General features: G+C 74.0%; 19 protein-coding genes. 9 read left to right on the top strand and 10 right to left on the bottom strand.

The annotated features are described in order from the left end of the window. The first annotated feature begins 102 nt into the window (after positions 1-102). The 4 genes from CLT75_RS22760 to CLT75_RS22745 all read left to right on the top strand — a co-directional run bounded on the left by CLT75_RS22760 (position 103) and on the right by CLT75_RS22745 (position 6,574). On the top strand, positions 103-897 hold the full coding sequence (locus CLT75_RS22760; RefSeq protein WP_486485248.1) for an MBL fold metallo-hydrolase: 795 nt from the start codon (positions 103-105) through the stop codon (positions 895-897). Then, the gene (locus tag CLT75_RS22755) at positions 894-4,475 is read left to right on the top strand and encodes an adenylate/guanylate cyclase domain-containing protein (protein ID WP_135242381.1); all 3,582 of its coding nucleotides are present in this window, start codon (positions 894-896) and stop codon (positions 4,473-4,475) included. The genes CLT75_RS22760 and CLT75_RS22755 overlap by 4 nt, the downstream gene beginning before the upstream one ends. A 134-nt stretch (positions 4,476-4,609) precedes the next feature. Further along, positions 4,610-5,068, top strand: a complete 459-nt coding sequence (locus CLT75_RS22750) for a hypothetical protein (protein WP_135242380.1) — start codon at positions 4,610-4,612, stop codon at positions 5,066-5,068. Between the two features lie 30 nt (positions 5,069-5,098). Continuing rightward, positions 5,099-6,574, top strand: coding sequence for a serine/threonine-protein kinase (locus CLT75_RS22745; RefSeq protein WP_135242379.1), 1,476 nt, complete (start codon positions 5,099-5,101; stop codon positions 6,572-6,574). Here CLT75_RS22745 and CLT75_RS22740 read toward each other — a convergent pair. Next, the gene (locus CLT75_RS22740; RefSeq protein ID WP_135242378.1) at positions 6,561-7,025 is read right to left on the bottom strand and encodes a hypothetical protein; all 465 of its coding nucleotides are present in this window, start codon (positions 7,023-7,025) and stop codon (positions 6,561-6,563) included. The genes CLT75_RS22745 and CLT75_RS22740 overlap by 14 nt on opposite strands. Positions 7,026-7,260: 235 nt before the next feature. Here CLT75_RS22740 and CLT75_RS22735 point away from each other — a divergent pair, with 235 nt between their 5' ends. The 3 genes from CLT75_RS22735 (at position 7,261) to CLT75_RS22725 (ending at position 11,140) form a co-directional block, all read left to right on the top strand. Further along, positions 7,261-9,039, top strand: a complete 1,779-nt coding sequence (locus CLT75_RS22735; protein WP_135242377.1) for an alpha/beta hydrolase — start codon at positions 7,261-7,263, stop codon at positions 9,037-9,039. Between the two features lie 125 nt (positions 9,040-9,164). After that, positions 9,165-10,106: a transporter substrate-binding domain-containing protein gene (locus tag CLT75_RS22730; RefSeq protein ID WP_135242376.1), complete on the top strand. Its 942-nt coding sequence runs from the start codon at positions 9,165-9,167 to the stop codon at positions 10,104-10,106. Continuing rightward, the gene (locus CLT75_RS22725) at positions 10,103-11,140 is read left to right on the top strand and encodes a hypothetical protein (RefSeq protein ID WP_135242375.1); all 1,038 of its coding nucleotides are present in this window, start codon (positions 10,103-10,105) and stop codon (positions 11,138-11,140) included. Before CLT75_RS22730 ends, CLT75_RS22725 begins: the two co-directional genes overlap by 4 nt. A gap of 101 nt (positions 11,141-11,241) precedes the next feature. Here the strand turns inward: CLT75_RS22725 and CLT75_RS22720 are convergent, their stop codons facing one another. The 9 genes from CLT75_RS22720 to CLT75_RS22680 all read right to left on the bottom strand — a co-directional run bounded on the left by CLT75_RS22720 (position 11,242) and on the right by CLT75_RS22680 (position 21,935). Then, positions 11,242-12,405 carry an acyl-CoA dehydrogenase family protein gene (locus CLT75_RS22720; protein ID WP_135242374.1) on the bottom strand — a complete coding sequence of 388 codons (1,164 nt, stop codon included), beginning with the start codon at positions 12,403-12,405 and terminating at the stop codon, positions 11,242-11,244. Then, entirely contained in the window at positions 12,402-14,378 is a 1,977-nt protein-coding gene (locus tag CLT75_RS22715) for an ATP-binding protein (protein ID WP_135242373.1), read from the bottom strand. The genes CLT75_RS22720 and CLT75_RS22715 overlap by 4 nt, the downstream gene beginning before the upstream one ends. Before the next feature lie 13 nt (positions 14,379-14,391). Next, positions 14,392-15,999 carry a carboxyl transferase domain-containing protein gene (locus tag CLT75_RS22710; RefSeq protein WP_135242372.1) on the bottom strand — a complete coding sequence of 536 codons (1,608 nt, stop codon included), beginning with the start codon at positions 15,997-15,999 and terminating at the stop codon, positions 14,392-14,394. After that, positions 15,996-17,135 carry an acyl-CoA dehydrogenase family protein gene (locus tag CLT75_RS22705; RefSeq protein WP_135242371.1) on the bottom strand — a complete coding sequence of 380 codons (1,140 nt, stop codon included), beginning with the start codon at positions 17,133-17,135 and terminating at the stop codon, positions 15,996-15,998. Before CLT75_RS22705 ends, CLT75_RS22710 begins: the two co-directional genes overlap by 4 nt. Beyond that, the gene (locus tag CLT75_RS22700; RefSeq protein WP_135242370.1) at positions 17,132-18,802 is read right to left on the bottom strand and encodes an acyclic terpene utilization AtuA family protein; all 1,671 of its coding nucleotides are present in this window, start codon (positions 18,800-18,802) and stop codon (positions 17,132-17,134) included. The genes CLT75_RS22705 and CLT75_RS22700 overlap by 4 nt, the downstream gene beginning before the upstream one ends. Then, positions 18,799-19,593 (bottom strand): TIGR03084 family metal-binding protein, encoded by a 795-nt coding sequence (locus CLT75_RS22695; RefSeq protein ID WP_135242369.1) that lies wholly within the window; start codon positions 19,591-19,593, stop codon positions 18,799-18,801. The genes CLT75_RS22700 and CLT75_RS22695 overlap by 4 nt, the downstream gene beginning before the upstream one ends. Before the next feature lie 32 nt (positions 19,594-19,625). After that, positions 19,626-20,237 (bottom strand): TetR/AcrR family transcriptional regulator, encoded by a 612-nt coding sequence (locus CLT75_RS22690; protein WP_013289007.1) that lies wholly within the window; start codon positions 20,235-20,237, stop codon positions 19,626-19,628. Positions 20,238-20,342: 105 nt separating this feature from the next. After that, a complete protein-coding gene (locus CLT75_RS22685) occupies positions 20,343-21,086 on the bottom strand; it encodes a metallophosphoesterase family protein (RefSeq protein WP_135242368.1) in 744 nt (247 codons plus the stop codon). A gap of 171 nt (positions 21,087-21,257) precedes the next feature. Continuing rightward, positions 21,258-21,935 (bottom strand): Crp/Fnr family transcriptional regulator, encoded by a 678-nt coding sequence (locus CLT75_RS22680; protein ID WP_007466162.1) that lies wholly within the window; start codon positions 21,933-21,935, stop codon positions 21,258-21,260. A 219-nt stretch (positions 21,936-22,154) separates the two neighbouring features. On the opposite strand from CLT75_RS22680, the gene CLT75_RS22675 reads away from it, so the two are divergent. Further along, a complete protein-coding gene (locus CLT75_RS22675) occupies positions 22,155-22,841 on the top strand; it encodes an adenosylcobinamide amidohydrolase (RefSeq protein WP_135244099.1) in 687 nt (228 codons plus the stop codon). Positions 22,842-22,947: 106 nt separating this feature from the next. Beyond that, on the top strand, positions 22,948-24,168 hold the full coding sequence (locus CLT75_RS22670; RefSeq protein ID WP_486485247.1) for a CapA family protein: 1,221 nt from the start codon (positions 22,948-22,950) through the stop codon (positions 24,166-24,168). The last annotated feature ends 27 nt before the right edge of the window (positions 24,169-24,195 follow it).

Here is a 24,195-nt window from a genome sequence, read left to right as displayed (position 1 = left end):
TCTTGCGGTTGTGGCCCCGGCAGAAGCCCCAGACGGGGACAAAGCTCGGGCCGGAACTGCAAGATCGCGGGGAGCGGCGGGCGGAGTCGTACGATCGCAGCCATGGGTGGGCGTATGGCCGGTGCGGCGGGGGCGCTTGCGGACGGGCTGCCGGGGTGGGTGACGTTGCTGCGTGCGCCGAACCCGGGGCCGATGACGCTCGACGGGACCAACACCTGGGTGCTGCGGGCCGGGCCGGACGCGCCCGCCGTCGTGGTCGACCCGGGGCCCGCCGACGAGGGGCACCTCGCAGCGATCGCGGCGCAGGGACGCATCGGATGCGTGCTGATCACGCACGGGCACGCCGACCACACCGAGGGCGCGCCCCGGTTGCGTGAGCTGCTCGACGGCGTACCGGTGCTCGCCGCCGACCCCGCGCACACGGCCGGAGGTGAGCCGCTCACCGCCGGCACCACCATCGACGTGGGGCTCGACCTGCGGCTGCTGCCCACCCCCGGGCACACCGCCGACTCGGTCTGCCTGGTCGCCGCGTACGACGGCGAGCACGTGGTGCTGACCGGTGACACCATCCTCGGCCGGGGCACCACAGTGGTCGCCCACCCGGACGGGCACCTCGGCGACTACCTGTCGAGCCTGGAGCTGCTCTCCACGTACCGGGGGATTCCGGCGCTGCCGGGCCACGGCCCGGCGCTCGCCGACTGCGGTGTGGCGGCCGACTTCTACCTGGCCCACCGGCGGGCCCGGCTGGACCAGGTGCGCGCCGCCGTCGCCGCGGGCGCCACCACCGCGGCCGAGGTGGTCGCCGTGGTCTACGCCGATGTCGACAGGTCGCTGTGGTGGGCCGCCGAGTGGTCGGTCCGGGCCCAGCTCGAACACCTCGGAGTGGAGCAGCCGTGACCTGCCCGGTGTGCGGAACCGTCGCCGTGCCCGGGGCGCGGTTCTGCCACAACTGCGGGGCGGCGCTTCCGGCTGCCGCCACACTGCCCGCCGCCGAGCGCCGCGTGGTGACTGTGCTCTTCGGCGACCTGTCCGACTTCACCTCCTGGTCGGAGGACCTGGACCCGGAGCGGGTCGGCGCGGTCACCGACCGGGTGCTGGCCGCCCTCGCGGGCGCGGTCAAGACGTTCGGCGGACACGTCGACAAGCTCACCGGCGACGGGATCATGGCGGTCTTCGGCGCGCCTGTGGCGCACGAGGACGACGCCGAGCGGGCGGTCCGCGCCGCGCTGTCCATGCAGCGCGCGGTGCGGCGGGTGCTCGACGACGAGCGCGGCGGCGGCGCGCCGCTGGGCCTGCGCGTCGGCCTCAACACCGGGGACGTGATCGCGGGCATCCAGGCGGCGATCGAGTACACGGTCATCGGTGACACGGTGAACACCGCCGCCCGGCTGGCCGACGCCGCCGCGGTCGGCGCGGTCTACGCCGGGGCGCGCACCTCCGCCGCCACCCGGCACGTCGCCTCCTGGCGGGCGCTGCGCCCGCTGCGGCTCAAGGGCAAGCGGGAACCGGTCGAGGCGTACGAGCTGCTGGGCCTGCTCGACGCGCCCGGCACCCGGTCCGGCCTCGGTGACGAGGCGCCGTTCGTGGGCCGGGAGACCGAGATCGGCCGGGTGGCCGGCCGGCTCGCCGAGGTGATCGACCGGGGTGAGCCCCGGGTGCTGCTGATGACCGCCGAGGCGGGGATCGGCAAGTCCCGGTTCGCGGCCGAGGTGGAACGCCTCGCCGCCGGCTACGACGTCGGCGCCGGGCGGTACGCGGCGCACACCGGCGCCCGGGTGCTCTCGGTGCGGTGCGCGGCGTTCGGCGAGCGTCGCCGGCTGGCGCCACTGGCCGACCTGGTCCGGGCTGCCGTCGGCCTGCCCGGCGACGCGGCCACCGCCGTCACCCGGCCGGCCGTCGAGGAGCGGCTGCGCCGCCTCGGCCAGCGCCTGTCCCGGCTCCCCGGCGACCCGCCGCCGATCGCCGTGGACCAGCTCCTGGCCCTGCTCGGGTACGCCGAACTCCCGCCCGCCACCGAGAACGGCGAGTGGAACGCGGCCGGACCCCCGCCGGACGACGAAGCGGTGCCGACAGCGGTGGCGGACCTGCTCAGCGCGCTTGCCGGTGAGGCGCCGCTGGTGATCGTGGTGGACGACCTGCACGACGCCACCGCCGAGACGCTCAAGGCGCTGGCGCTGACCCTCAACCGGCTCAGCGGGCCGGTGCTGGTGCTGCTGCTCGGCCGTCCCGAGCTGGTACGGACCGCCGGCGCGCTGACCCGCGTCGCGGACGCCGAGGTGCACGCGCTGCCGCCGCTGCGCGGCGCTGATGCGTCCCGGCTGCTCACCAGCTATTTGTCCGGTGGCCGCATGCCCCAGACCGACACGGACCGGCTGCTCGCCACCGCGCAGGGCAATCCGTTCTACCTGGCCGAGCTGGTCACGCTGCTGATGGAGCGCGGTGCGCTCACCGCCGGGCCGGGGCGGGGCACCGACGTCGGCTGGCGGCTCGCCCCCGGCTCGCTCGGCAGCCGGCTGCTCTCCCGGGACCTGGCCGCGGTGCTGGCCGCGCGTATCGACGCGCTGCCGCCGAACGCCCGCTCGGCGCTGCGGGACGCCGCAGTGGTGGGCGACACCGTGCCGGCGGGCGCGCTGGAGGCGTTGCGGGAGCAGCGGGTCGGGCAGGACGGGCGGCCCGCCGCGGTGGCCGCCGTCGAGCTGGACCGGGCCGTGGAGGAGCTGCTGCAACGGCGCATGCTGCACCGCACCCGCAGCGGGTTCGCCTTCGCCACCCCGCTGATGCGGGAGGCCGCGTACGCCGGGGTGAGCAAGGCCGAGCTGGCCGAGCGGCACGCGGCGCTGGCCCGCTGGGCCGCGCCGGAGAGCGTCGACGAGACCGGCGGCGCACCGGGGGGCGCGTTCACCGAGGCTGCCCGGGACGACTTCGTCGCCGAGCACGTGGAGCGGGCGACAGCGCTCGCCGACGCGGTCAAGCTGCGCCCGGACGCGCCGGCCCGGGCGGTCACCCCGCTGGGCGTGGCCGCGCTGGGCCGGGCCGCCCGCCGGTCGCTGCGGTCGGGGGAGCCGGCGCTCGCCGTCGAGTACGCCGAGCGCGCGGCCGAGCTGGCCCGCGACGGGGTGCCGGCGGCCGACCGGGTGGTGCACGCCCGGGCGCTGCTCCAGGTCGGTCGCCCGGCCGACGCGCTGGCGTTCGCCGAGAAGATCGCCGCGAACACCGGCGACCCGGCCACCCGTACCGCCGCGCTGCTGCTCGCCGGGCAGGCCCAGCAGACACTCGGCGACGCCGAGCGGGCCGAGTGCAACTGGCAGGAGGCGTTGCAGGTGGCGACCGACGCCGACCTGCCCACGCTGCGGGCCTCGGCGATGCGGCGGCTCGGCATGGCTGACTTCATCGCCGGCCGGCTCGGGCAGGCGAGCAGCCGGCTGGCCGCGTCCTACCAGGTCAGTCTCGCCGCCCGGGATCCGCGCGGGCAGGCGTGGTCGTTGCAGAACCTGGCCTGGGTGACCACCACCCGGGGCGACTTCGCCGGCACCGACGCGGTGCTCGGCCGGGCCGCCCGGCTCTTCGCCGAGCTGAAGGACCCGTACGGGCGGGCCTGGCTGCGCGGCACCACCGCCTTCGCCCGGTTGCTGGCCGGCCGGCTGCGGGAGGCGTGCCGGATGGCGCGGGTGTTCCTGCCGTTCGGGGAGCGGGTCGGCGAGGCGTGGGCGGTGGGGACGCTGCGCGCGGTCGAGGCGTACGCCACCGCCGAGCTGGGCGACCTGGCCGAGGCGGACCGGGCGGCGCGGCGCGCGTACCGGGACTTCGCCGAGGTGGGCGACGACTGGGGGCAGGGCTTCGCGCTCGTGGTGCGCGGGGTGGTGGCGCGCGGGCTGGGCGAGCCGGAACACGCGGCCGACCTGTTCACCGACGCGCTGGAGTACGCCGACCGCACCACCCACCCGCTGCTCACCGGTATGGCCGGCACGCTGCGCGGCTTCGTGGCGCTGGACATGGGCGACCACGAGACCGCCGAGCGGGAGGCGCGGTCGGTGCTGACCCGGGTGGAGCCGCACAACCCGCAGGCGCCGGCCCAGGTCGCGCCCCGGGTGCTGCTCGCCATGGCCCGCCTCGCGGCGGGTGATCCGGGCACCGCCGTGGGGCTGCTCGCCCCGGTCGCCACCGGCGCGGCGAACGCGCCCTCGCTGCTGTTCTCCCGGCGGCAGACGATGGCCCGGTACGCCGCCGCGCTGCTCGCCCACGGCCAGCGCGAACAGGCGCTCGACTGGGCGCAGCGGTCGATCACCGCCCCGGCGGAGGACGTCCGCAGCCAGGTGGTGGCGCTGCTGGTGCTGGCCGAGGCGCTGGACGCATGCGGTCGCCGGGCCGAGGCGCTGACGCACGCGGAGGAGGCGGTACGCCTCGCGTACGCCACCGAGCAGCGCAGTGAGCGGATCGTCGCGGACGCGTTGCGGGTGCGTCTCTCCGGCGGCTGATCGCCCGGGTTCTGACGGTTCCGGGGATGTGTTCGTCGGTGGAGCCGGTTAGCGTGGGGCGGCCACAGTCGTGGATCGACTGTCGCCTCCCGGTGCGCGCCTGCGTCACCGGCAGATCACGCTGGGGAGGAACGATGAGGCTGCCGCGCTCGGGCGCCGGCTGGACGATCGCGGTCTTCGGGCTCCTCGCGCTGCTGCTCGGCGCGCTCGGTCTGATCTGGCCGGAGACGCAGCTGCGCCTGCTCGGCTTCGAGGTGCCGGCCGAGCGCGCTCCGGGCGACTACACCGGCACGTTTCTCACCGCGTCCTCGATGGCCTCGTTCAACATGGGGGTCTACTACCTGCTCGCCGTCGCCACCGAGTGGCGGCCGTTCTACCGGTTCACCGTGTGGTTCCGCCTGGTCACCTTCACCGTGTTCACCATCGCGGTGCTCTCCGACGTCGCGCCGGACCGCTTCTTCGCGGTCGCCGCGTGGGAGGGGCTGGGCGCGCTCGCCACGGCGGCCGGCCTGTGGTGGGACGCCCGCCGGGCGGCTCCCGCCACTGCCGTGTCCGCGCCGACGCCGGCGCCGGCCACCGACGCGGCGCGCTGACGGGTCCGGATCGTTGGGTATTTTCGAGTCGTGACCGAGACCCCGCCCGGCGCCCTGCGGCTGCCCATCGTGCCCGGTCTGACCGATCTGCAGGTGTTCGCCCGAGGCGGCTACGCCACCATCTACCGGGCCACCCAGATCTCGGTGGGACGCGAGGTCGCGGTCAAGATCGAGAACCGCACGCTGGACAGCGAACGCGACCAGGCCCGCTTCCTGCGCGAGGCCCGTGCCGCCGGGCGGATGTCGTCGCACCCGCACGTGGTCGACCTGTTCGACGTCGGGGTCACCGTCGACCAGCACCCCTACCTCATCATGGAGCTGTGCGACGGCTCGTACGCCGAGCGGATGCGTACCTCACCGCTGGGCCCGGCGGAGACCCGCGACCTCGGCGTGAAGATCGCCGACGCACTGGCCCACTCGCACGCGGCGGGCGTCCTGCACCGCGACGTCAAGCCGGCGAACATCCTGCACTCCGAGTTCAACTCGGCGGTCCTGGCCGACTTCGGCCTGGCGGTGCTCGCCGAGTTCCGCGACTCCTCGGTGATGCTGGAGGCGCTCACCCCGGCGTACGCGCCGCCGGAGACGTTCAACCACAGCCCGCCCACGCCCGCCGTCGACGTCTACTCGCTGTGCGCCACGCTCTACGCGCTGATGTACGGCCGTCCGCCGCGCTGGCACTCCGAACGGAACCCGAGCCTGGTGACCGTGCTGGAGATGTTCCAGCAGCCGATCCCGGGCCTGCCCGGCGTACCAGGCGAGCTGATCGACGTACTCCGGTTGGGCATGTCGAACGACCCGGGCGCGCGGCCGTCGGCGGTCGAGCTGCGCGGCCTGCTCGCCTCGCTGCCGCTCGACGGCGCCCCGGCGACCGGCGGCCCGTACGACGGCGGCACCGGCGACCGGTTCCACCGCACCGGAGGGCCGAACCCGCGACCGCCCGCGGACGACGACCACCCGACGGTGGCCTCGCGAGGCCGGCGCTGGCCCAAGCGCTGGTTCCTCGGCGGCGCCGGCGTGCTGGCGCTTGCGGCCTCGGCCGGCGGTGGCTGGGTCGCCGGCGGCCACGTGCCGGCCGCCCTGCCGACGCCGGCGACCAGCGGGGTGGCCGGGGTGGCGCCGGTGCCCGGCTGTGCGTCCGCCGACGTGCGGTTGCCCGCGGGGGCGCGCTGCGCGACGGAACTGGAGTGCTTCGGTCCGGTACGGCTGCGCCGCGACCGGGCCGAGGCGAGCCGGGTGCCGTGCGACGGCCAGCACACGTGGGAGACCTACGCCGCCGGCGACCTGCCGGCCGGTCTCGCCGGGGCACGCCACGAGACGGTCGCGGCCGACCCGGCCGTCGGCAAGGTGTGCAACGCCGACACGTTCCGGCTGGTCAGCGGCGGCAAGTCGGCGAGCGGGTGGAACCTGGAGGTGCTGCCGCCGGAGGCCGAGTCGGACCGCACCTACCGCTGTCTGGCCGGCCGGGGCGTCAACGCGCTCGCCGGCCCCACGCTCACCGGTCGCTGAGCCCGTTCACGGTCCGGCCCTGCCGCACCGCCCGCGGGTCGAGCGTCTCCAGCGTGTCGGCGTCCACCGCTGTCGGCGCGCGCATGCCGCGTACCACGCGCGGGTCGAGCGTCTCCAGCGTGTCCGCGTCGATCGGCTGACCAGCCGGGGTGCGCAGGTTCCGCACCGCCCGCGGGTCGATCGCCTCCAGCGTGTCGGCGTCCACTCCGTACCCCTGGTGGGGGACCGGCCAGGTCTCGGCCTGTGGGCCGGGACCGCCGGTGCCGCCGGGCTGACGCGCGGCGGTGATCGTCACTCCCGTGATCATGGCGAGCAGGACGCAGGCCAGGGCCAGCACGACCGACAGGATGCCGGGCGGACGCCACACGGCGAGGGTCACCACCGCCGCCACCGTCGCCAGGGACGCGACGACGGCCTTCGCCCGCGCATCGGGCTTCGGGAACGATCTCACCCGACAAGCATGGCCCAGCGCGTCCACCTGTCAACCGGCGGGATGAGACGGCTTCCCGTCACCGACGCTCCACTTCGGAGTCGCAGGTAGCGACGATCGAGAAAAAATCGTTACATCATCTGGTTGTTTGCCGTATCGATCCACGTTTGGGGGCCACTAACGTGGGCGTCGATCCCTACAGTGACGGGGGTCGAGGTCTCCTCGACGGAACTGTTCCCCGACGGAAGGCAGCCTCATGCCCCGTGCAATCCGATCCCTGGCCGCAACCGGGATCGCCGGCGTCCTCCTCGCCGGACCGGCCGTCGCGCCCGCCGCGGCGGCGACTCCGCAACCACCCGCGCACGACAGGACCACCGCCGCCGAGGCGCGCCGGGTGGACCGCGTGCCGACGCCGAAGCTCGACTGGTACGCCTGCTACGACTACGCCGAGTGCGCCACGGTCCGGCTCCCGCTGGACTACGACAACCCGAAGGGCGCCACCACCGAGGTCGCACTGCTCCGGGTCAAGGCCCGCGACCAGCAGCGCAAGGTCGGCAGCCTCTTCCTCAACCCGGGTGGCCCGGGCGGCTCCGGCACGAGCATCGCGCTCGCCGCGCCCTACTTCCTCGGCGACGACCTGCTCGACCGCTTCGACATCGTCGGCGTCGACCCGCGCGGCGTCGAGGCCAGCGAGAACATCAAGTGCTTCCGCTCGGTGAAGGACCAGACCCGGGCGTACGCCGGGCTGAACGTCGCGTTCCCGTGGACCAAGGCGGAGGAGAAGGCGTACGTCGCCGCGTCCAAGGCGGTCGGCAAGGCGTGCTCCACCACCGGCAAGCCGCTCACCGGCGCGGCCTCCACCGCCGAGGTGGCCCGCGACATGGACGTGCTGCGCCGCGCCGTCGGCGACAAGAAGCTCACCTACCTCGGCTTCAGCTACGGCACCGCGCTGGGCCAGTACTACGCCAACATGTTCCCGGACCGCTTCCGCGCGCTCGTCGTCGACGGTGTGCTCGACCCGAACGCCTGGGTCGGTCAGGGCGGCGCCCGCAACCAGCTCCAGGAGACGCGGCTGCGCAGCGCCGACGGCGCGTACCGGGCGCTGCGGGAGATCCTCGTCCGGTGCGGCAAGGCCGGCGCCGAGCAGTGCGAGCTCGCCGCCGCAGGCAACCCGCTGGCCGTGTACGACACGGTGGCCAAGCGGCTCCGCAAGAAGCCCGTGGTGATCGAGGACCCGGACTTCGGCTCCTTCACCGTCAGCTACGCCGACTTCGTCGGCGCCACGCTCGGCGCGCTCTACGACCCGTACGGCTGGCAGTCGGTTGTCGACATCACCGTCCAGCTCCTGGCCCTGACCGACCCGGCCGCCGGCAAGGCCGCCACCGCGTCGGCCCGCACGGCGCTCGCGGCCCGCGCCGCGCAGGCACGGCAACAGCGGGGGTACGACTTCCCGTACGACAACGGGCTGGAGACGTTCCTGACCGTCGACTGCACCGACGCGTACCACCCGAAGAGCGCCGACGCCTGGCCGGCGCTGTCGGCGAAGGAGGACAAGCGGGCGCCGTACTTCGGGCGCGCGTGGGCCTGGGGCACCTCGCCCTGTGCCCGCAACACCTGGACGGTGCGGGACGAGGACGCCTGGACCGGGCCGTTCAACCGGGTCACCGCCGCTCCGGTGCTGGTGGTCGGCAACTACTGGGACCCGGCGACCAACTACCAGGGGGCGGTCAGCTCGGCCGGGCTGCTGCCGAACAGCCGCCTGCTGAGCAGCGACAGCTGGGGCCACACCGCGTACGGCACCTCGGCGTGCGTGAACGGCCGGATCGACGCCTACCTGCTCACCGGCAAGCTGCCGGCCAAGGGCACGCTCTGCGTCGGTGACGCGCAGCCGTTCCAGGAGGACACGGCGGCCGGCCGGGCGGACGCGTCGAAGAGCGAGCTGGCCCGGGCGGGCGAGCCGAGCCGGGGCGAGCCGAAGCGGCTGCCGCCGGTGGCGACGCCGCGTCCGGCGGTCGGCACGCTCACCGTCCGCTGACGGACCCCCGGGGTACGGCGGGTGATCGGGCGCCCGCCGTACCCCGGGCCGCGGGCGCGTAGCCGACTGTGCATCTGCCGCTACCCTGAGTGCTCAGTCGCCGCGTATGTGATCGAGGTCGCCCGATGCCCGAGGTTTCTGCCCGCCACCGGTTCCGTTCCCTCGCCACCACCCTGGCGGTGGCGCTGACACTGACGCTGGCCGCCGCGGCCGGCTGCGACAACCGCCGTGAGCCGCCACTGCCGTCGGTCCTCGACAAGCTGCGCGAGTCGCACATCGACGGTCAGGCGAAGATCAAGATAGGCGTCGCCACCACCGAGCCGCTGATGGGCGAGCTGCGCAACGGCGCGCACGTCGGCTTCGACGTCGAGATCGCCCGCTACATCGCCGCGTCGCTCGGCTTCGAGGGCGACCAGCGGATCGAATGGGTGTCGCTCGCCACCGAGGACCGCATCCCCGCCCTCCAGGGCGGCACCGTCGACCTGGTGGTGTCCAGCTTCTCCATGACCGAGGAGCGGGAGAAGCTGGTCAGCTTCGCCGGGCCGTACTTCGTCACCACGCAGGAGGTGATGGTTCCGAAGCGGCTGCGCGACCGCGTCCGCACCATCGAGGACCTGCGCCGGCCGGAGCTGAAGATCTGCACCAGCGGCGGCTCGACCACCGAGGCGGAGCTGGAGAAGCACCAGGTACGGGCGTACGTGGTGAAGGAGGTCGGCGACTGCGTCCGGGGCATCCGGGCGGGGCGCTACGACGCGGTCAGCTCCGACGAGACCATCCTGGCCGGCTTCCTCTCCCAGTACCCGACCGAGTTCGAGATCGTCGACATGCCGTTCGGCACCAGCGAACTGCTCGGCATCGGGGTGCCGATCGGCGACCCCGCGCTGCGTGACCTCGTCGCGTTCTTCCTGCACAAGAGCTATCTGGAGGGGCGGGACGGGATCAGCAGTCCCTGGCTCACCGCGTACAACCGCACCCTCGGCCCGTGGCTGAAGGCGGACAAGTCCCAGCCGCAGCCGCTGAACGTGCCGAAGCTCGTCGACTTCGACGACAAGGCACCCCGGCGATGACCGCGCCGGCGACGCTGCCCGACACCGCGGCGCCGGACCGGCCCGCACCGCCGCCCGCCGACCCGGCCGAGCGCCGCGCCCGGGCCAGCCAGTCGTTCTGGACCGCCGTGGTCGGGGTGCCCGCCGTCTTCTCGGTGCTGCGCCTCGGCGTCGAGGCGGGCGGCGAGTTGCAGACCACGCTGTTGCTGGTGGCGAACGTCGGCACGGTGAACCTGCTGGCCGGCTTCCTCACCACGGCCGCCGCCCTGCTCTCCACAGCGCTCGTCGCGGTGTTCGCGCTGGGCGCCGTGCTGCGGGTCAGCGTGGACCGGATGCCGCCGGGGATCCGCCGTCCGCTCTTCGCCCGATGGGTGGACGGCACACCCGCCTGGTTCGCCGTGGCCAGCTTCTTGCTCGCACTCATCACCTGGCCGCTGCTCTACCTGCCGTTGCTGCTGCCGGCGTTCGTGGCCGCGTTCCAGCTCACCCCCCAGCGGCTGCACGAGCAGCGCGTGCCCCGGCTGCTGCTGCTCGCCGCCGGTTTCGCCGGCTACCTCTGGCTGCTCGGGCCCACGCTGCTCGACGCCGTCCGGCAGGGGGAGGGGTTCGCGGTGGCGCTGCTCGTCGTACCCCCGGTGCTGGCCCTGTTCGTGACGGGTCCGCTGCCGGCGGCGGTGGTCCGGCCGCTCGCGTCGATCACCGAGGCGGCGGTGCTGGCCATGCTGGTCTGGGCCGCGCTGCCGGTGATCAGCACGCCGGTGCTGCCGCTCACGGTGACCACAGTGGAGTCGTCGCCGGGCGTCACCGAGGACGTCCGCGGCCACGTGGTCACGGTCGACGACGTGGACGTGGTGCTGCTCCAGGAGCGCGGTGGCGTGCGGTACGTGCCGGTCGACCAGGTACGCGCCCAGGTGCTCTGCCCGAGTGAGGAGGAACTGCCCCGGCGGCAGCTGCGGGTGCGCGACTTCCACGTGGAGGACTCGCTGCTGGAAGGGCTGGGCCGGCGGGTCCGCCCGGTCCACCGCATCGACGCCGCCTGCCGCACCGTCGACTGACCGCCGCGTCCCCGGCGGGGTGGAACGCCATGGGTGTCAAACGGGGCCGGAGGCACCCATGGCGTTCCACCCACCGGCCGGAGCGAGCGGGGCGGCGCGGGTCAGTAGGACTTGTCCTGGCCGAGGACGTGCTGGGCGACGAAGTTGAGGATCATCTCCCGGCTGACCGGGGCGATCCGGCCCGCGCGTACCGCGCCGAGCAGCGTCGCCACGCCGTACTCGGTGGTCATGCCGGCCCCGCCGAGCGCCTGGACGGCGGTGTCGACGGCGAGCGCGGCGGCCTCGCCGGCCGCGTACTTGGCCATGTTGCCGGAGATGCCGGCCTCCAGGTCGCGGCCCGCGTCGTAGAGCGTGGCCGCCTTGTGGATCATCAGCCGGGCCAGCTCGACCTGCACGGCGGCGTGCGCCAGCGGGTGCGAGACGCCCTGGTGCGAGCCGATCGAACGTCCGCCCCACACCTTGCGGGTGGACGTGTAGTCGCTGGCCCTCTCGATCGCGTAGCGGCCGGTGCCGGCGCCCATCGCGGCCACAGTGATGCGCTCCGGGTTGAGCCCGGCGAACAACGCGGGCAGCCCGGCGTCGAGCGACTCACCGACGAGCGCGTCGGCGGGCAGCCGGACGTCGTCGAGGAAGAGCAGGAACTGGTTCTCCGGGGACAGGATCTCCATGTCCAGCTTGGACTTCTCCAGGCCGGGCGCGTCGGTCGGCACGATGAACAGCGCCGGCTTCAACTTCCCGGTGGATGCGTCCTCGGTGCGGGCGACCACGAGCACGTGCCCCGCCTCGTCGACGCCGGAGATGTAGATCTTCCGGCCGCTGAGCAACCAGTCGTCGCCGTCGCGCCGGGCCACTGTGGCGAGGCGGTGGAAGTTCGATCCGGCGTCCGGCTCGGTGATCGCGAACACGATCTTCTGGGAGCCGTCGGCGAGACCGGGGAGGTGCTTCTTGCGCTGCTCCTCCGTACCGTGCCTGTTGATGATCGTGGCGGCGATGGCGGGGGAGACCACCAGGAGCAGCAGCGGGCAGCCGGTCGCGGCCAGCTCCTCGCACACCAGCGCCAGCTCGGTGATGCCGCCGCCCCCGCCGCCGTACTCGGTGGGGATGTTCACGCCCAGATAGCCCAGCCGTCCGGCCTCGTGCCACAGCTCGGTGGTGTGTTCGCCGGACCTGGCCTTCTCGACGAAGTAGGAGTGGCCGTACTTGCGGCCCAACGCCCGGACGGCGTCGCGGAGCTGGTCCTGCTCGGGGGTCAGGTCGAAGTTCACTGCGGGTCCTCCTCGGGGTCCACCACGGCAAGTACGGCACCCGTCTCGACCTGGCCGCCGGCCGGCACCGGCAGCTCCGTCACCACGCCGTCGGCGGGGGCGAGCACGGGATGTTCGAGCTTCATCGCTTCCAGCGTCAGCAGCAGGTCACCGGCGGCGACCCGCTGACCGACCTCGACGTGTACCCGGGTCACCGCGCCGGGCAGCGGCGCGAGCAGCGACCCGGCCGCCAGCTCCGCGGTGGGCAGGGGCAGGCGGGGCAGCTCGGTGAGGCTCGCCGCCCCGTCCGGGCCGTCCACGAAGACCGACGACCCCGCCAGGTGTACGCGGAAGGCCCGCCGCACCCCGTCGACGTCGAGCACCACCCGGTCCGGGGTGGCGTCGACGACAGTCACGGCCGGCGTGGTGTCGGACGACGACACCGACCATTCGGCGAGCCCGCCGGTGCGGTCGAGGCGGTACCGGACCTCGATCTCCTCGTCGCCCGGGCCGGTGAACCGGGTGACCTGCGGGAAGGACGGCACGTTGCGCCAGCCCGAGGGCAGCCCGGCCAGCACCGGTGCGGCGGCCCGGCGCGCGGCCGCCCCGGACAGCGCGGCGGCCAGCGCCGCGACCGGAAGCTGCTCGGCCGGCAGCAGCGGCGCGAACACCTCCGGGTGCCGGTCCAGGAAGCCGGTGTCCACGTCCACCGCGGCGAACTCCGGGCTGCGCAGCACACGGACCAGCAGATCCCGGTTGGTGGCCACGCCGTGCAGTTCGGCGCGGGCCAGCGCGCCGGCGAGCGCGCGGGCCGCCTCGGTGCGGGTGGGCGCCCAGGCGACGAGCTTCGCCAGCATCGAGTCGTAGTGCACGCTCACCGTCGAGCCGTCCACCACACCCGAGTCAAGGCGCAGTCCCCGGGCCGGGCCGAACTCGGCTGCCACCCCGGGGATCGCGAACCGGTGCAGCGTGCCGGTGGCCGGACGGAAACCCTGAGCCGGGTCCTCGGCGCACAGCCGTACCTCGATGGCGTGACCGTCGGCCGGCGGCGTGGTGGTGACCGGCAGCGGCTCGCCCTCGGCGACGAGCAGTTGCAGCCGTACCAGGTCCAGCCCGGTGGTCAGCTCGGTGACCGGGTGTTCCACCTGGAGGCGGGTGTTCATCTCCAGGAAGTGCACCTGGCCGTCCGGCGCGAGCAGGAACTCCACTGTTCCCGCGCCGACGTAGTCGACGGCCCGCCCGGCCGCCACCGCCGCCTCGTGCAGTGCCGCCCGCACGTCGTCGGGCAGCACACCCGGCGCCTCCTCGACGATCTTCTGGTGGCGGCGCTGGATGGAGCAGTCGCGGACCCCGAGGGCCACGACGGTGCCGTGGGTGTCGCCGAAGATCTGTACCTCGACGTGGCGGCCGCGTTCCACGTACCGCTCGATGAAGACCGTGCCGTCGCCGAACGCCGCCGCCGCCTCGCGGCGCGCGCCAGCGACGGCCTCGGCCAGCCCGGCCGCGTCGCGGACGATCCGCATGCCCCGGCCGCCGCCACCGGCGGCGGCCTTGACCAGCACCGGGAAGGCGGTGACCTCGGCCGGGTCGGTCCAGGTGGGCAGCATCGGCACGCCCGCGTCGGCGAGCAGCGCCTTGGCGGCCATCTTGTCGCCCATCGCGGCGATCGCCTTCGCCGACGGCCCGACCCAGGTCAGGCCCGCGTCGGTCACCGCCGCGGCGAACTCGGCGTTCTCGGCCAGGAACCCGTAGCCGGGGTGGACGGCGTCCGCGCCGGAGCGCCGGGCCGCGTCGAGGATGGCGTCGATGCGCAGGTACGTCTCGGCCGGCGTGTTACCCGGCAGCCGGACGGCCTGGTCGGCGTCTGCCACGAACGGCGCGTCGGCGTCCGCGTCGGAGTGCACGGCGACGGTGGCCACGCCGAGGGCGCGGCAGGTGGCGAAGACCCGGCGGGCGATCTCGCCCCGGTTGGCGACCAGAAGCTTCGTGATCAATTGAGTACGCCCCCTACATCCGGAAGACGCCGAAACCGTCGGCGCCCTTCACCGGTCCGTTGTGGATCGCCGACAGGCACAGCCCGAGGACGGTACGGGTGTCCCGGGGGTCGATCACCCCGTCGTCGTAGAGCCGCCCGGACAGGAACAGCGCCCCGGACTGCGACTCGATCTGCTGCTCGACCATCATCCGCATGGCGGCGTCGGTGTCCTCGTCGTACTCGCGCCCCCGGGCGGCGGCGGCCTGCCGGGCCACGATGGACAGCACGCCGGCGAGCTGTGCCGGGCCCATCACCGCCGACTTCGCGTTCGGCCAGGTGAACAGGAACCGAGGCTCGTACGCCCGGCCGCACATGCCGTAGTTGCCGGCGCCGTAGGAGGCGCCCAGGTTGACCGTCAGGTGCGGCACCGTCGAGTTCGACACCGCGTTGATCATCATGGCGCCGTGCTTGATGATGCCGCGCTGCTCGTACTCGGTGCCGACCATGTAGCCAGTGGTGTTCTGCAGGAAGACCAGCGGTGTGTCCGCCGCGTTGGCGAGCTGGATGAACTGGGCCGCCTTCTGCGCCTCCTGGCTGAACAGCACGCCCCGGGCGTTCGCGAGCACACCGACCGGGTAGCCGTGCAGCTCGCCCCAGCCGGTCACCAGCGCGGTGCCGTAGCCGGGCTTGAACTCGTCGAACGCGCTGTCGTCGAGCACCCGGGCCAGCACCTCGCGCGGGTCGAACGGCACCTTCAGGTCGGCGCTGGCGATGCCGAGCAGCTCCTCCGGGTCGTGCCGGGGTGGCAGCGGGTGGGGGTTGCGCGGCGGCGGGCCGTGCTTGCGCCAGTTGAGCCGGCGCACGCACTGCCGGGCCAGCCGGATGCCGTCGCGCTCGTCCTCGGCGAGGAAGTCGGCCAGGCCGGACGTGGTGGCGTGCATCGCCGCGCCGCCGAGCGACTCGTCGTCGGTGACCTCGCCGGTGGCCATCTTCACCAGCGGCGGCCCGGCCAGGTAGACCTGCGAGCGGTCCCGGATCATGATGGTGAAGTCCGACATGCCCGGCACGTACGCGCCGCCGGCGGTGGCGTTGCCGAAGACCACGCTCACGGTCGGGATCCGCTGCGCGGACAACCGGGTCAGGTCACGGAACACCCGGCCGCCGGGAATGAAGATCTCCGCCTGCGTGGGCAGGTCCGCGCCGGCCGACTCGACCAGGTTCACCATCGGCAGCCGGTTGGCCGCCGCGATCTCACCCGCCCGCCGGGTCTTCGCCAGCGACCACGGGTTGATCGCGCCGCCGCGTACCGTCGGGTCGTTCGCCACGATCAGGCACTCGACGCCCTCGACCACGCCGATGCCGGTCACGGTGCTGGCGCCGACCGGGAAGTCGGTGCCGTACGCGGCCACCGACGACAGCTCCAGGAACGGGCTGTCCGGGTCGAGCAGCAGTTCGATCCGCTCCCGGGGGAGCAGCTTGCCGCGATTGTGGTGCCGGGTCACGTACTTCTCGCCGCCACCGCCCCGGGCCTGGTCGAGCGCCGCGTCCAGCTCGGCCAGGCGTTCCAGCAGCGCCTCCCGGTTGGCGGTGAAGGCGGGCGCGGACGGGTCGATGGTGCTCTGCAGGACAGTCGTGCTCATAGGCCCATGCCCTTCGCGATGATCTCGTTCATGATCTCGGTGGTGCCGCCGCCGATGCCGAGCAGACGGGCGTCCCGGTAGTGCCGCTCCACCTCGGCGTCGCGCATGTAGCCGAAGCCGCCGTGCAGTTGCAGCGCCGCGTCGACCACCCAGTCGCAGGTGGCCACCGCCACGTTCTTCGCCATCGCCACCTCGGTCACCACCGGCTGCCCGGCGGCCACCCGCTCGGCGACGTCGTGCACGTACGCCCGCGCCGCGTCGGTGCGGCTGTGCATCTCGGCCAGCTTGTGCCGGACCACCTGGCGCCCGACGAGCGGCCGGCCGAACGTCTGGCGGTCCCGGCACCACCGCACGGCCAGGTCCACGCAGCGCTGCGCGGTCGCGTACGCCTGCGTGGCGAGCGAGAGCCGCTCGTTGGCGAACTGCTGCATGATGGCGAGGAACCCGGTGTCCTCCGGGCCGACGCGGTTCGTCACCGGCACCCGCACGTCGACGAAGGACAGCTCGGCGGTGTCCGAGCAGTGCCAGCCGAGCTTCTCCAGCCGCCGCCCCACTGTGAACCCGGGCGTGCCCTTGTCGATGACGAGCAGGCTGACCGAGCCCGAGCCGGGGAACTCGGTGCAGACCGCAGTGGTGACGAAGTCGGCGCGGACCCCGCTGGTGATGTACGTCTTGGAGCCGTTGACGACGTAGTGGTCGCCGTCGCGGACCGCGCAGGTGCGGATGCCCGCCACGTCCGAGCCGCCGTCCGGCTCGGTGATCGCCAGCGCGCCGATCATCGTCCCGGCCAGCGCGGGCCGGACGTACCTCTCGATCAGCCCTTCGTCCTGGGTCTCGACCATGTGCGGCAGCGCGATCCCGTGCGTGAACAGCGCGGCGACCAGCCCGGACGACCCACCCGAGCGGATGATCTCCTCGGTGACCACCATCGAGTCGAGCAGGTCACCACCGCTGCCGCCGACCGACTCCGGGAAGCCGATGCCGAGCAGGCCGATCTTCGCGGCGGTCTCGTGCAGCGACCGGGGCACCTCGCCCGCCCGCTCCCAGTCGGACAGGTGCGGCAGCACCTCCCGGGTCACGAACGAGCGGGTCAGCTCGCGCAGTTGCCGGCGTTCCGGTGTGTCCACGATGGTCATGCCGGAACCTCCGTCGGTAGGTCGACCACTCGCGAGCGCAGCAGCTCGCCGAGTGCCTTGGCCTGGGGGTCGAACCGGGTGGACGCGGCCACGCCCTGCCCGAGCAGTCCGCGGATCACGAAGTTGACAGCGCGCAGGTTCGGCAGCTCGTACCGCTCGACGGTGAGCGCCGCCGTCTCCGGCAGCAGCTCGGCGAGCCGCTCCACGGTCAGCCAGTCGCGCAGCCAGGGCCAGGTCGCGTCGGTACGGGCCCAGACGCCCAGGTTGGCGTCGCCACCCTTGTCGCCCGACCGCGCCCCGACCAGCTCACCGAGCGGCCCGCGCCGGGTGGCGGCCGGAGCCGGTACGGCACCGACCTCCCGTGCCGGCGCTTCGACCGGTGCCGCCGTGACCGTCGGCGGCGCGATCGGTACCCGCTCGCCGGAGGGCAGCACCGCGACGTGCTCGACAGCGTCCTGCGCGATCGTGTCGGCGGTGAACACCCCGTACGGCGTCGCGTCGCCGGGCAGCGTGGTCAGTGTGCAGCCCGGGTAGGAGGCCAGCGCCAGCTCCACCGCCGCCGCCGAGAACGCCCGCCCGGCCCGCGACTTGTCGCCGTCGCGCAGGTGTACGTGCAGCAGCGCACTCGCCGCCTCGGTGTCGCCGGTGTCCGGGTGGTCGGTGCGGGCCAGCGTGAACTCCAGCCCCTCCGTGCCGACCGACTCCTCGATCTGGCCCCGGACCAGCGCCGCCTTGGCCGGGATGTCCAGCCCGCACAGCACGAACGTCATCGAGTTGCGGAAGCCGCCCAGGTTGTTGACGCCCACCTTGAGCGTGTCCGGCGGCGGCGTGCCGCGCACCCCGGAGACGCGTACCCGGTCCGGGCCTTCCTGCTCCAGCCGTACCGTGTCCAGCCGCGTCACCACGTCCGGCCCGAGGTAGTCCGGCCCGCCCACCTCGTACAGCAGTTGGGCGGTGACCGTCTCGACCGTCACCGCGCCGCCGGTGCCGGCGTGCTTGGTGAGCACCGACGAGCCGTCCGCGTGCAGCTCCGCGATCGGGAAGCCGGGCCGGTGCCCGCCGTCCGGCAGTTCGGTGAAGAAGCTGAAGTTGCCGCCGGTGACCTGCGCGCCGCACTCGATCAGGTGCCCGGCCACAGTCGCGCCGGCCAGCGCGTCGAGGTCGTCGCGGGTCCACCCGAAGCGGGCGACCGCCGGGCCGACAGCCAGCGAGGCGTCGGTGACCCGCCCGGTGACCACCACGTCCGCGCCCGCGTCGAGGCAGGCCGCGATCCCGAACGCGCCCAGGTAGGCGTTCGCGGTCAGCGCGTCCGGCCGCTGGATCGCGTCGCCCTCGACGCACCCGACCCGGACCTGGAGGCCGAGCCGGTCGCCGAGCGACCGGATCGCGTCGGCCAGCCCCGCCGGGTTGAGGCCGCCCGCGTTGGTGACCAGCGTGACGCCGCGCTCCAGCGCGGTGCCGAGCACGCCCTCCGCCTGGCGCAGGAACGTCTTGGCGTAGCCGAGCGACGGGTCGCGCATCCGGTCCCGGCCGAGGATGAGCATGGTCAGCTCGGCCAGGTAGTCACCGGTCAGCACGTCCAGCTCGCCGCCGTCGAGCATCTCCCGCCAGGCGGCGAAGCGGTCGCCGTAGAAGCCCGACGCGTTCCCGATCCGCAGCACGCTCATGAGGAGGTTCCGTTCGCCGGCTCGCGCTTGCCGCCGGGCGGCCCGGCGAACGCCTGGGCCACGTCCAGCCACTCGTCGGCCACCGGCCCGGTGGCGGTCAGGGTCAGGTCCGCGCGGTGCCGGCGCTGCGTGACGAGCAGGCAGAAGTCGAGCGCCGGGCCGGTCACCCGGTCGGCCGCGTCGGCCGGCCCGAACTCCCACACCTCACCGTCCGCGGGCGCGGTCAGCTCGACCCGCACCGGCGCCGTGGGCACCTCGCGGCCGTGGGCCGAGAAGCCGTGCCCGAGGGTACGGAAGCCGAGGTGCGCGATGTGCCGTAGGCGCGCGGTCGGGGCACGGCTGACGCCCAGCGCGTCTGCCACGTCCTCGCCGTGCGCCCACGTCTCCATGAGCCGTGCGGTCACCATCGACGTGGGCGACATGCTGGTGCCGTACCAGGGGATCTTCTGCCCGGCCGGGACGGCGGCGAGCGCCCCGGCGAGCGCCGACCGGCCGGCGCGCCAGCGGGCCAGCAGCGCGCCCGGGGGCGCGAGGAAGGACTCGGCGCCGTCCTCGACCAGGCGCGACGGGTCCGGCGCGGCCATCACCGAGGCGAAGAACGCGGACTCGTCGGTGGCCGCCAGGTAGGCGACGTGGTCGGTCCAGGCCAGGTGCGCGACCTGGTGTGCGACGGTCCAGCCCGGGGCCGGTGTCGGCTGCTCCCATCCTTCCGGCGGCAGGTCCGCGACGAGCGCGTCGAGCTGTTCGGACTCGGCGGCCAGATCCGCGAGCAGGGCTGTCAGGTCGACCATGGTGCCTCCGGGCGGGGTGGGGCGTCAGGGGATCAGTGCCGCTCGCTCTCGGGGGTGAGCAGCGCGGCGAGCTGGCGTTTCCAGGTGTGCAGCAGGGCGGCGCGGCGGGGCGAGTCGTCGCTGAGCAGGTTGGCCACGCCGAGGCCGCGGAGCAGGTCGAGGGTCGCCTGCACCGACTCGCGTACGCCCGGCTTGCGCTCGTCCACACCGAGCAGCTCGACGGTGAGCCGGTGCATCTCGCGGCCGATCCGCGCCTCCAGCGGCACCAGCGCGGCCCGCAGCTCGGCGTCGGTACGCGCGGCCACCCACAGCTCCAGCGCGGCCACGAACAGCGGGCCGGTGAACGAGGCGGCGAGCAGGTCGACCACGCCGTCGAGCCGCTTCGGGCCGACCGGCAGGTGCGCCGCCTCGGCGCGCAGCTCGGCCGCCCGGCGCTCGGTCAGGTGCGTGACGGCGGCGGTCACCAGCGCGGCCTTGGTGGGGTAGTGGTGCAGCTGGGCGCCCCGGGAGACGCCGGCGTGGGCCGCCACCACAGTCGTCGTGGTGCCGGACCAGCCGTGCTCCACCAGGCACTCGACAGTCGCCTCCAGCAGCCGGGCCTGGGTGGCACGGCTGCGCTCCTGCTGTGGAACTCGGCTCGACACGCAGACAGCGTGCCCCGCCCAAAACAAACAGTCAAGCCTGACTTTTTTTGAAGGAGGGGGCCCTTGTTGACGCCTGCGGTAGAGGAAGGGCCCCTTGTTGACGCCTCAGCGGCCGTCGCGCGGAGCGAAGACAGTGAGCGCGTCGGCGTCGGAGTGGCGGGAGCGGACGTACTCGTCGGCCCAGGCCGCCGCATCAGGGAACGTGGACTCGGCGGCGACCCGGGCGCAGGCGGCGTCCACGTCGAAGCGGGTCCGGCGCAACTGCACGCCCGGGCCGAGCAGCGCCCACCAGGCGCCCGTGCCCCCGTACGGCATGCCGACGCTGCCCGGGTTCACCACCAGGCGACGGTCGACCAGCCGGGTGAACGGCATGTGGGTGTGCCCGCAGACCACCGTGCCGACCTCGGCCGGCAGGCCGGCGAAGACCTCGGCCCAGCGGTCCAGCCGCGAGTCGACGAGCACGACCTCCTCGTCGTCGCGCGGGGTGGCGTGGCAGAACAGCACGTCACCCAGGCCGGTGACCGGCAGCGTGACGGACGGCGGCAGCGCGGCCAGCCGGGCCACCTGGTCGCCGCGGAGCTGCCCGGCGGCCCAGTTCGAGACGGCGATCGGGGAGGACTCGCCGGCCCGCGCCTGCACCAGCTCCCGGTCGGCGTTCCCGCCGACCCAGCAGGCCCGGTCACCGAGCGCGGCCAGCCGGTCCAGCACCTCGACCGGCTGCGGACCGGCCGCCAGGTCACCGGTGAGGACGATCAGGTCGGCGGCTGCCACGTCCGGCTCGGCCAGCACTGCTTCCAGCGCGGGCAGCACACCGTGGATGTCGGAGAGGACGGCGACGCGATCGGGCATCGTCCCAGCCTGGCGGCACCGGCCCGGGAGCACCAAGCGATTCTGCGGCGGGCAGAGACGGCACCGGCCGGTCCGGCTTGCGCGGAAGACGCATCGGCCCGGCCGGCGCGGAGACGGCATCGGCCCGGCTCCGCGCGGTGGCGGGCCGGGCCGGGAAGCCGGTACGGAGGATCAGACCCGCGCGCGGCGGGCCAGGCGCTCCGGGTCGAGGATGATGATGCTCTTGCCGTCCAGCCGCAGCCAGCCGCGCGAGGCGAAGTCGGCCAGCGCCTTGTTGACGGTCTCCCGGGAGGCGCCGACGAGCTGGGCGATCTCCTCCTGGGTGAGGTCGTGCGTCACGCGCAGCACGCCGCCGTCGCGGGTGCCGAACCGGCCGGCCATCTGGAGCAGGTTCTTGGCGACCCGGCCGGGCACGTCGGTGAAGATCAGGTCGGCGAGCGAGTCGTTGGTCCGGCGCAGCCGGCGGGCGAGCACCCGCAGCAGCTGCTCGGCGATCTCGGGCCGGTTGTTCAGCCACGGCCGCAGCGCCTGCTTGCGCAGCCGGACCAGGCGGGTGTCGGTGACCGCCGTGGCCGTCGCCGTACGCGGACCGGGGTCGAAGAGCGACAGCTCACCCACCATGTCCGACGGGCCCATCACGGCGATCAGGTTCTGCCGGCCGTCCGCCGCGCGGCGACCCACCTTGATCTTGCCGGACAGGAGGATGTAGAGACTGTCGCCAGGCTCGCCCTCGTTGAACACGATCTCGCCCTTGCGGACCTCGATCGTCTCCATCTCCTTGGCGAGCGCCTCGGCAGCCTCCGGGTCGACACCCTGGAAGATCCCGCTGCGGGCCAGTACCTCGTCCATCGCGCACCTCCGCCTGCGCGTGCCGTCCGTCGGCCGGGTCCGCCGTCCGCTGATCCCTCGCGCGCCGCCAGTCTAGGCGCACATGAGCAGGAATCAGAGGTGCACCCCTGGAATCTTGATCGTTGGGCGTAACCCACCCGACCTGGGGAGCGGCTAAGATCCCGCCCCCGGCCCGGGCCGGCGCCACCCGTTCCCACCTGTGATCGTAGGGTGACCGGCGTGCTGTGTGAGCCGTTCCTGACCAGCCGGTCCGAATCCGGCTGGGACATCCCGCTGCTGGCCTGGCGGGCCGAGTCGCCGCTGCTCGCGGTCGGCTCCGCGCCGCTGGGCGGGGGGATCGGCGTCCGCTGGTGGGTGCTGAACGCGACGGTCCCCATGTCGTACGACCGGGACGACCCCGCCGCGCACCTGGCCGAGCTGGCGCACGGCCTCGACCTGGACGGGCCCGGGGTCGGGCTGCTGACCGGCGTGGACGTGAGCGAGGTGGTCCGCCGCACCGACGGCGGCGTCCGGGTCTGGGCGACTGTCGGCCTGGGCACGCCGGTCTGGGCCGCCGCGCCCGAGCCGGCGCCGTCGGCCGCGAGCGAGCCGGCCCGGCCCGCGCAGCACGTCGGCACCGTCAACATCGTCGTGTACGTCCCGGTGCGGCTCGGCGACGCCGCCCTGGTCAACGCCGTGGCCACCGCCACCGAGGCGAAGGCGCAGGCGATCTGGGAACTCGGGCTGCCCGCCACCGGCACCCCCACCGACGCGGTGACCGTGCTCTGCCCGGCCGACGGCGATCCGGCCCCGTACGGCGGTCCCCGGTCGGCCTGGGGCGCACCGCTGGCCCGGGCCGTGCACGCCGCCGTCCGCTCGGGCGGCGCCGGGACCGTAGTGCCCTGGTCCGACCGGCGGGCGTGCTGACGTGGGCCCGGCACGTGCGACACGCCGGGTTTTCCGACCGATCGGCCCTCGTCGCGGCGTTCCGGGGACGGTAGCGTCGCCGACGATGTACGCTTCCGCCCGCTCTGTGCCCCGTACCCTCGGCGCCGCCGTCGCCGGACCGCCAGCCGCCGTGCCCGGCCCGCGTCGCGCGGTGCTCGGCCGGCGCCTGGCCGCGTTCGCCGCGCTCGTCGCCGTCCTGTTCGTCGCCGGCTGCGGCGGCGACGCCGGCGGGTCCGGCGGCGACCCCCGGTGGCAGGCGGGACAGGGCGGTGGGTCGACCGGCTCGGCCGGGCCCGAGACGGGTGACCAGCCGGCCGCGCCGGACGCGTCGAAGGAGCCGTCGATCTCGCTCACCGCGACCGGTGACGTGATCATGGGCAACGCTCCGGACCGGCTGCCCCCGAACGGCGGCAAGGGCTTCTTCGACGACGTGAAGTCGGCGCTCAAGGGTGACCTGGTGATGGGCAACCTGGAGGAGCCGCTCACCGACGACACCGGCGCCGGCAAGTGCGGCCCGGAGCCGAAGAACTGCTACCAGTTCCGCGCGCCGCCCGGCTACGCCGCGCACCTGCGCTCGGCCGGGTTCCAGCTGCTCAACCAGGCCAACAACCACGGCTACGACTACGGCCGGCAGGGCTACGAGAACACCCAGTCGGCGCTGGAGGCGCACGGGCTCAAGCACACCGGCGCGCCGGGCGAGATCACCGTGGTGGACGTCAAGGGCATCAAGGTCGCCGTGGTGGGCTTCTCGTCGTACCCCTGGTCCAACAGCCTGGTCGACCTGAACGCCGCCAAGCAGGTGGTCGAGATGGCCAAGGAGCAGGCCCAGATCGTGGTGGTGCAGGTGCACATGGGCGCCGAGGGGGCGGACAAGACCCGGGTCAAGCCGGGCACCGAGATGTTCTTCGGCGAGAACCGCGGCGACCCGATCCGCTTCTCCCGCACCGTCATCGACGCCGGCGCCGACCTGGTCATCGGGCACGGCCCGCACGTGCTGCGCGGGATGGAGTTCTACAAGGGGCGGCTGATCGCGTACAGCCTGGGCAACTTCGCCGGCGGCGGGAAGTCGCTGAACAGCTCGGGCCGGCTCGGCTGGGGCGGCGTGCTCAAGGTGTCGCTCACCGCCGAGGGGAAGTTCGCCGGCGGCACGTTCACCTCCACGGTGATGAACGGCGTGGGCCGTCCGTCGGTGGACCGGCAGAACCGCGGCCTCGGACTGGTCCGTGACCTGAACCGGTCCGACTTCCCGGACACCGGCGCGAAGCTCGACGGGACCGGCAAGATCACCGCACCGGCGGGTGGCTGAGCGCACGCCCGCCGCGCCGAGCCGCCG

Source organism: Micromonospora sp. CNZ285 (assembly GCF_004637285.1).
Note: the sequence above shows the minus strand (reverse complement) of the source record. Positions and strands in the feature narration are given on the sequence as shown.

Bases quoted from the DNA above. Each gene is read 5' to 3' on its own strand.
- CLT75_RS22680 (WP_007466162.1), bottom strand. From the start codon at position 21,935: ATGGACGAGGTACTGGCCCGCAGCGGGATCTTCCAGGGTGTCGACCCG.
- CLT75_RS22705 (WP_135242371.1), bottom strand. From the start codon at position 17,135: ATGACCATCGTGGACACACCGGAACGCCGGCAACTGCGCGAGCTGACC.
- CLT75_RS22685 (WP_135242368.1), bottom strand. From the start codon at position 21,086: ATGCCCGATCGCGTCGCCGTCCTCTCCGACATCCACGGTGTGCTGCCC.
- CLT75_RS22735 (WP_135242377.1), top strand. From the start codon at position 7,261: ATGCCCCGTGCAATCCGATCCCTGGCCGCAACCGGGATCGCCGGCGTC.
- CLT75_RS22760 (WP_486485248.1), top strand. From the start codon at position 103: ATGGGTGGGCGTATGGCCGGTGCGGCGGGGGCGCTTGCGGACGGGCTG.
- CLT75_RS22750 (WP_135242380.1), top strand. From the start codon at position 4,610: ATGAGGCTGCCGCGCTCGGGCGCCGGCTGGACGATCGCGGTCTTCGGG.
- CLT75_RS22725 (WP_135242375.1), top strand. From the start codon at position 10,103: ATGACCGCGCCGGCGACGCTGCCCGACACCGCGGCGCCGGACCGGCCC.
- CLT75_RS22710 (WP_135242372.1), bottom strand. From the start codon at position 15,999: ATGAGCACGACTGTCCTGCAGAGCACCATCGACCCGTCCGCGCCCGCC.
- CLT75_RS22695 (WP_135242369.1), bottom strand. From the start codon at position 19,593: ATGGTCGACCTGACAGCCCTGCTCGCGGATCTGGCCGCCGAGTCCGAA.
- CLT75_RS22700 (WP_135242370.1), bottom strand. From the start codon at position 18,802: ATGAGCGTGCTGCGGATCGGGAACGCGTCGGGCTTCTACGGCGACCGC.
- CLT75_RS22730 (WP_135242376.1), top strand. From the start codon at position 9,165: ATGCCCGAGGTTTCTGCCCGCCACCGGTTCCGTTCCCTCGCCACCACC.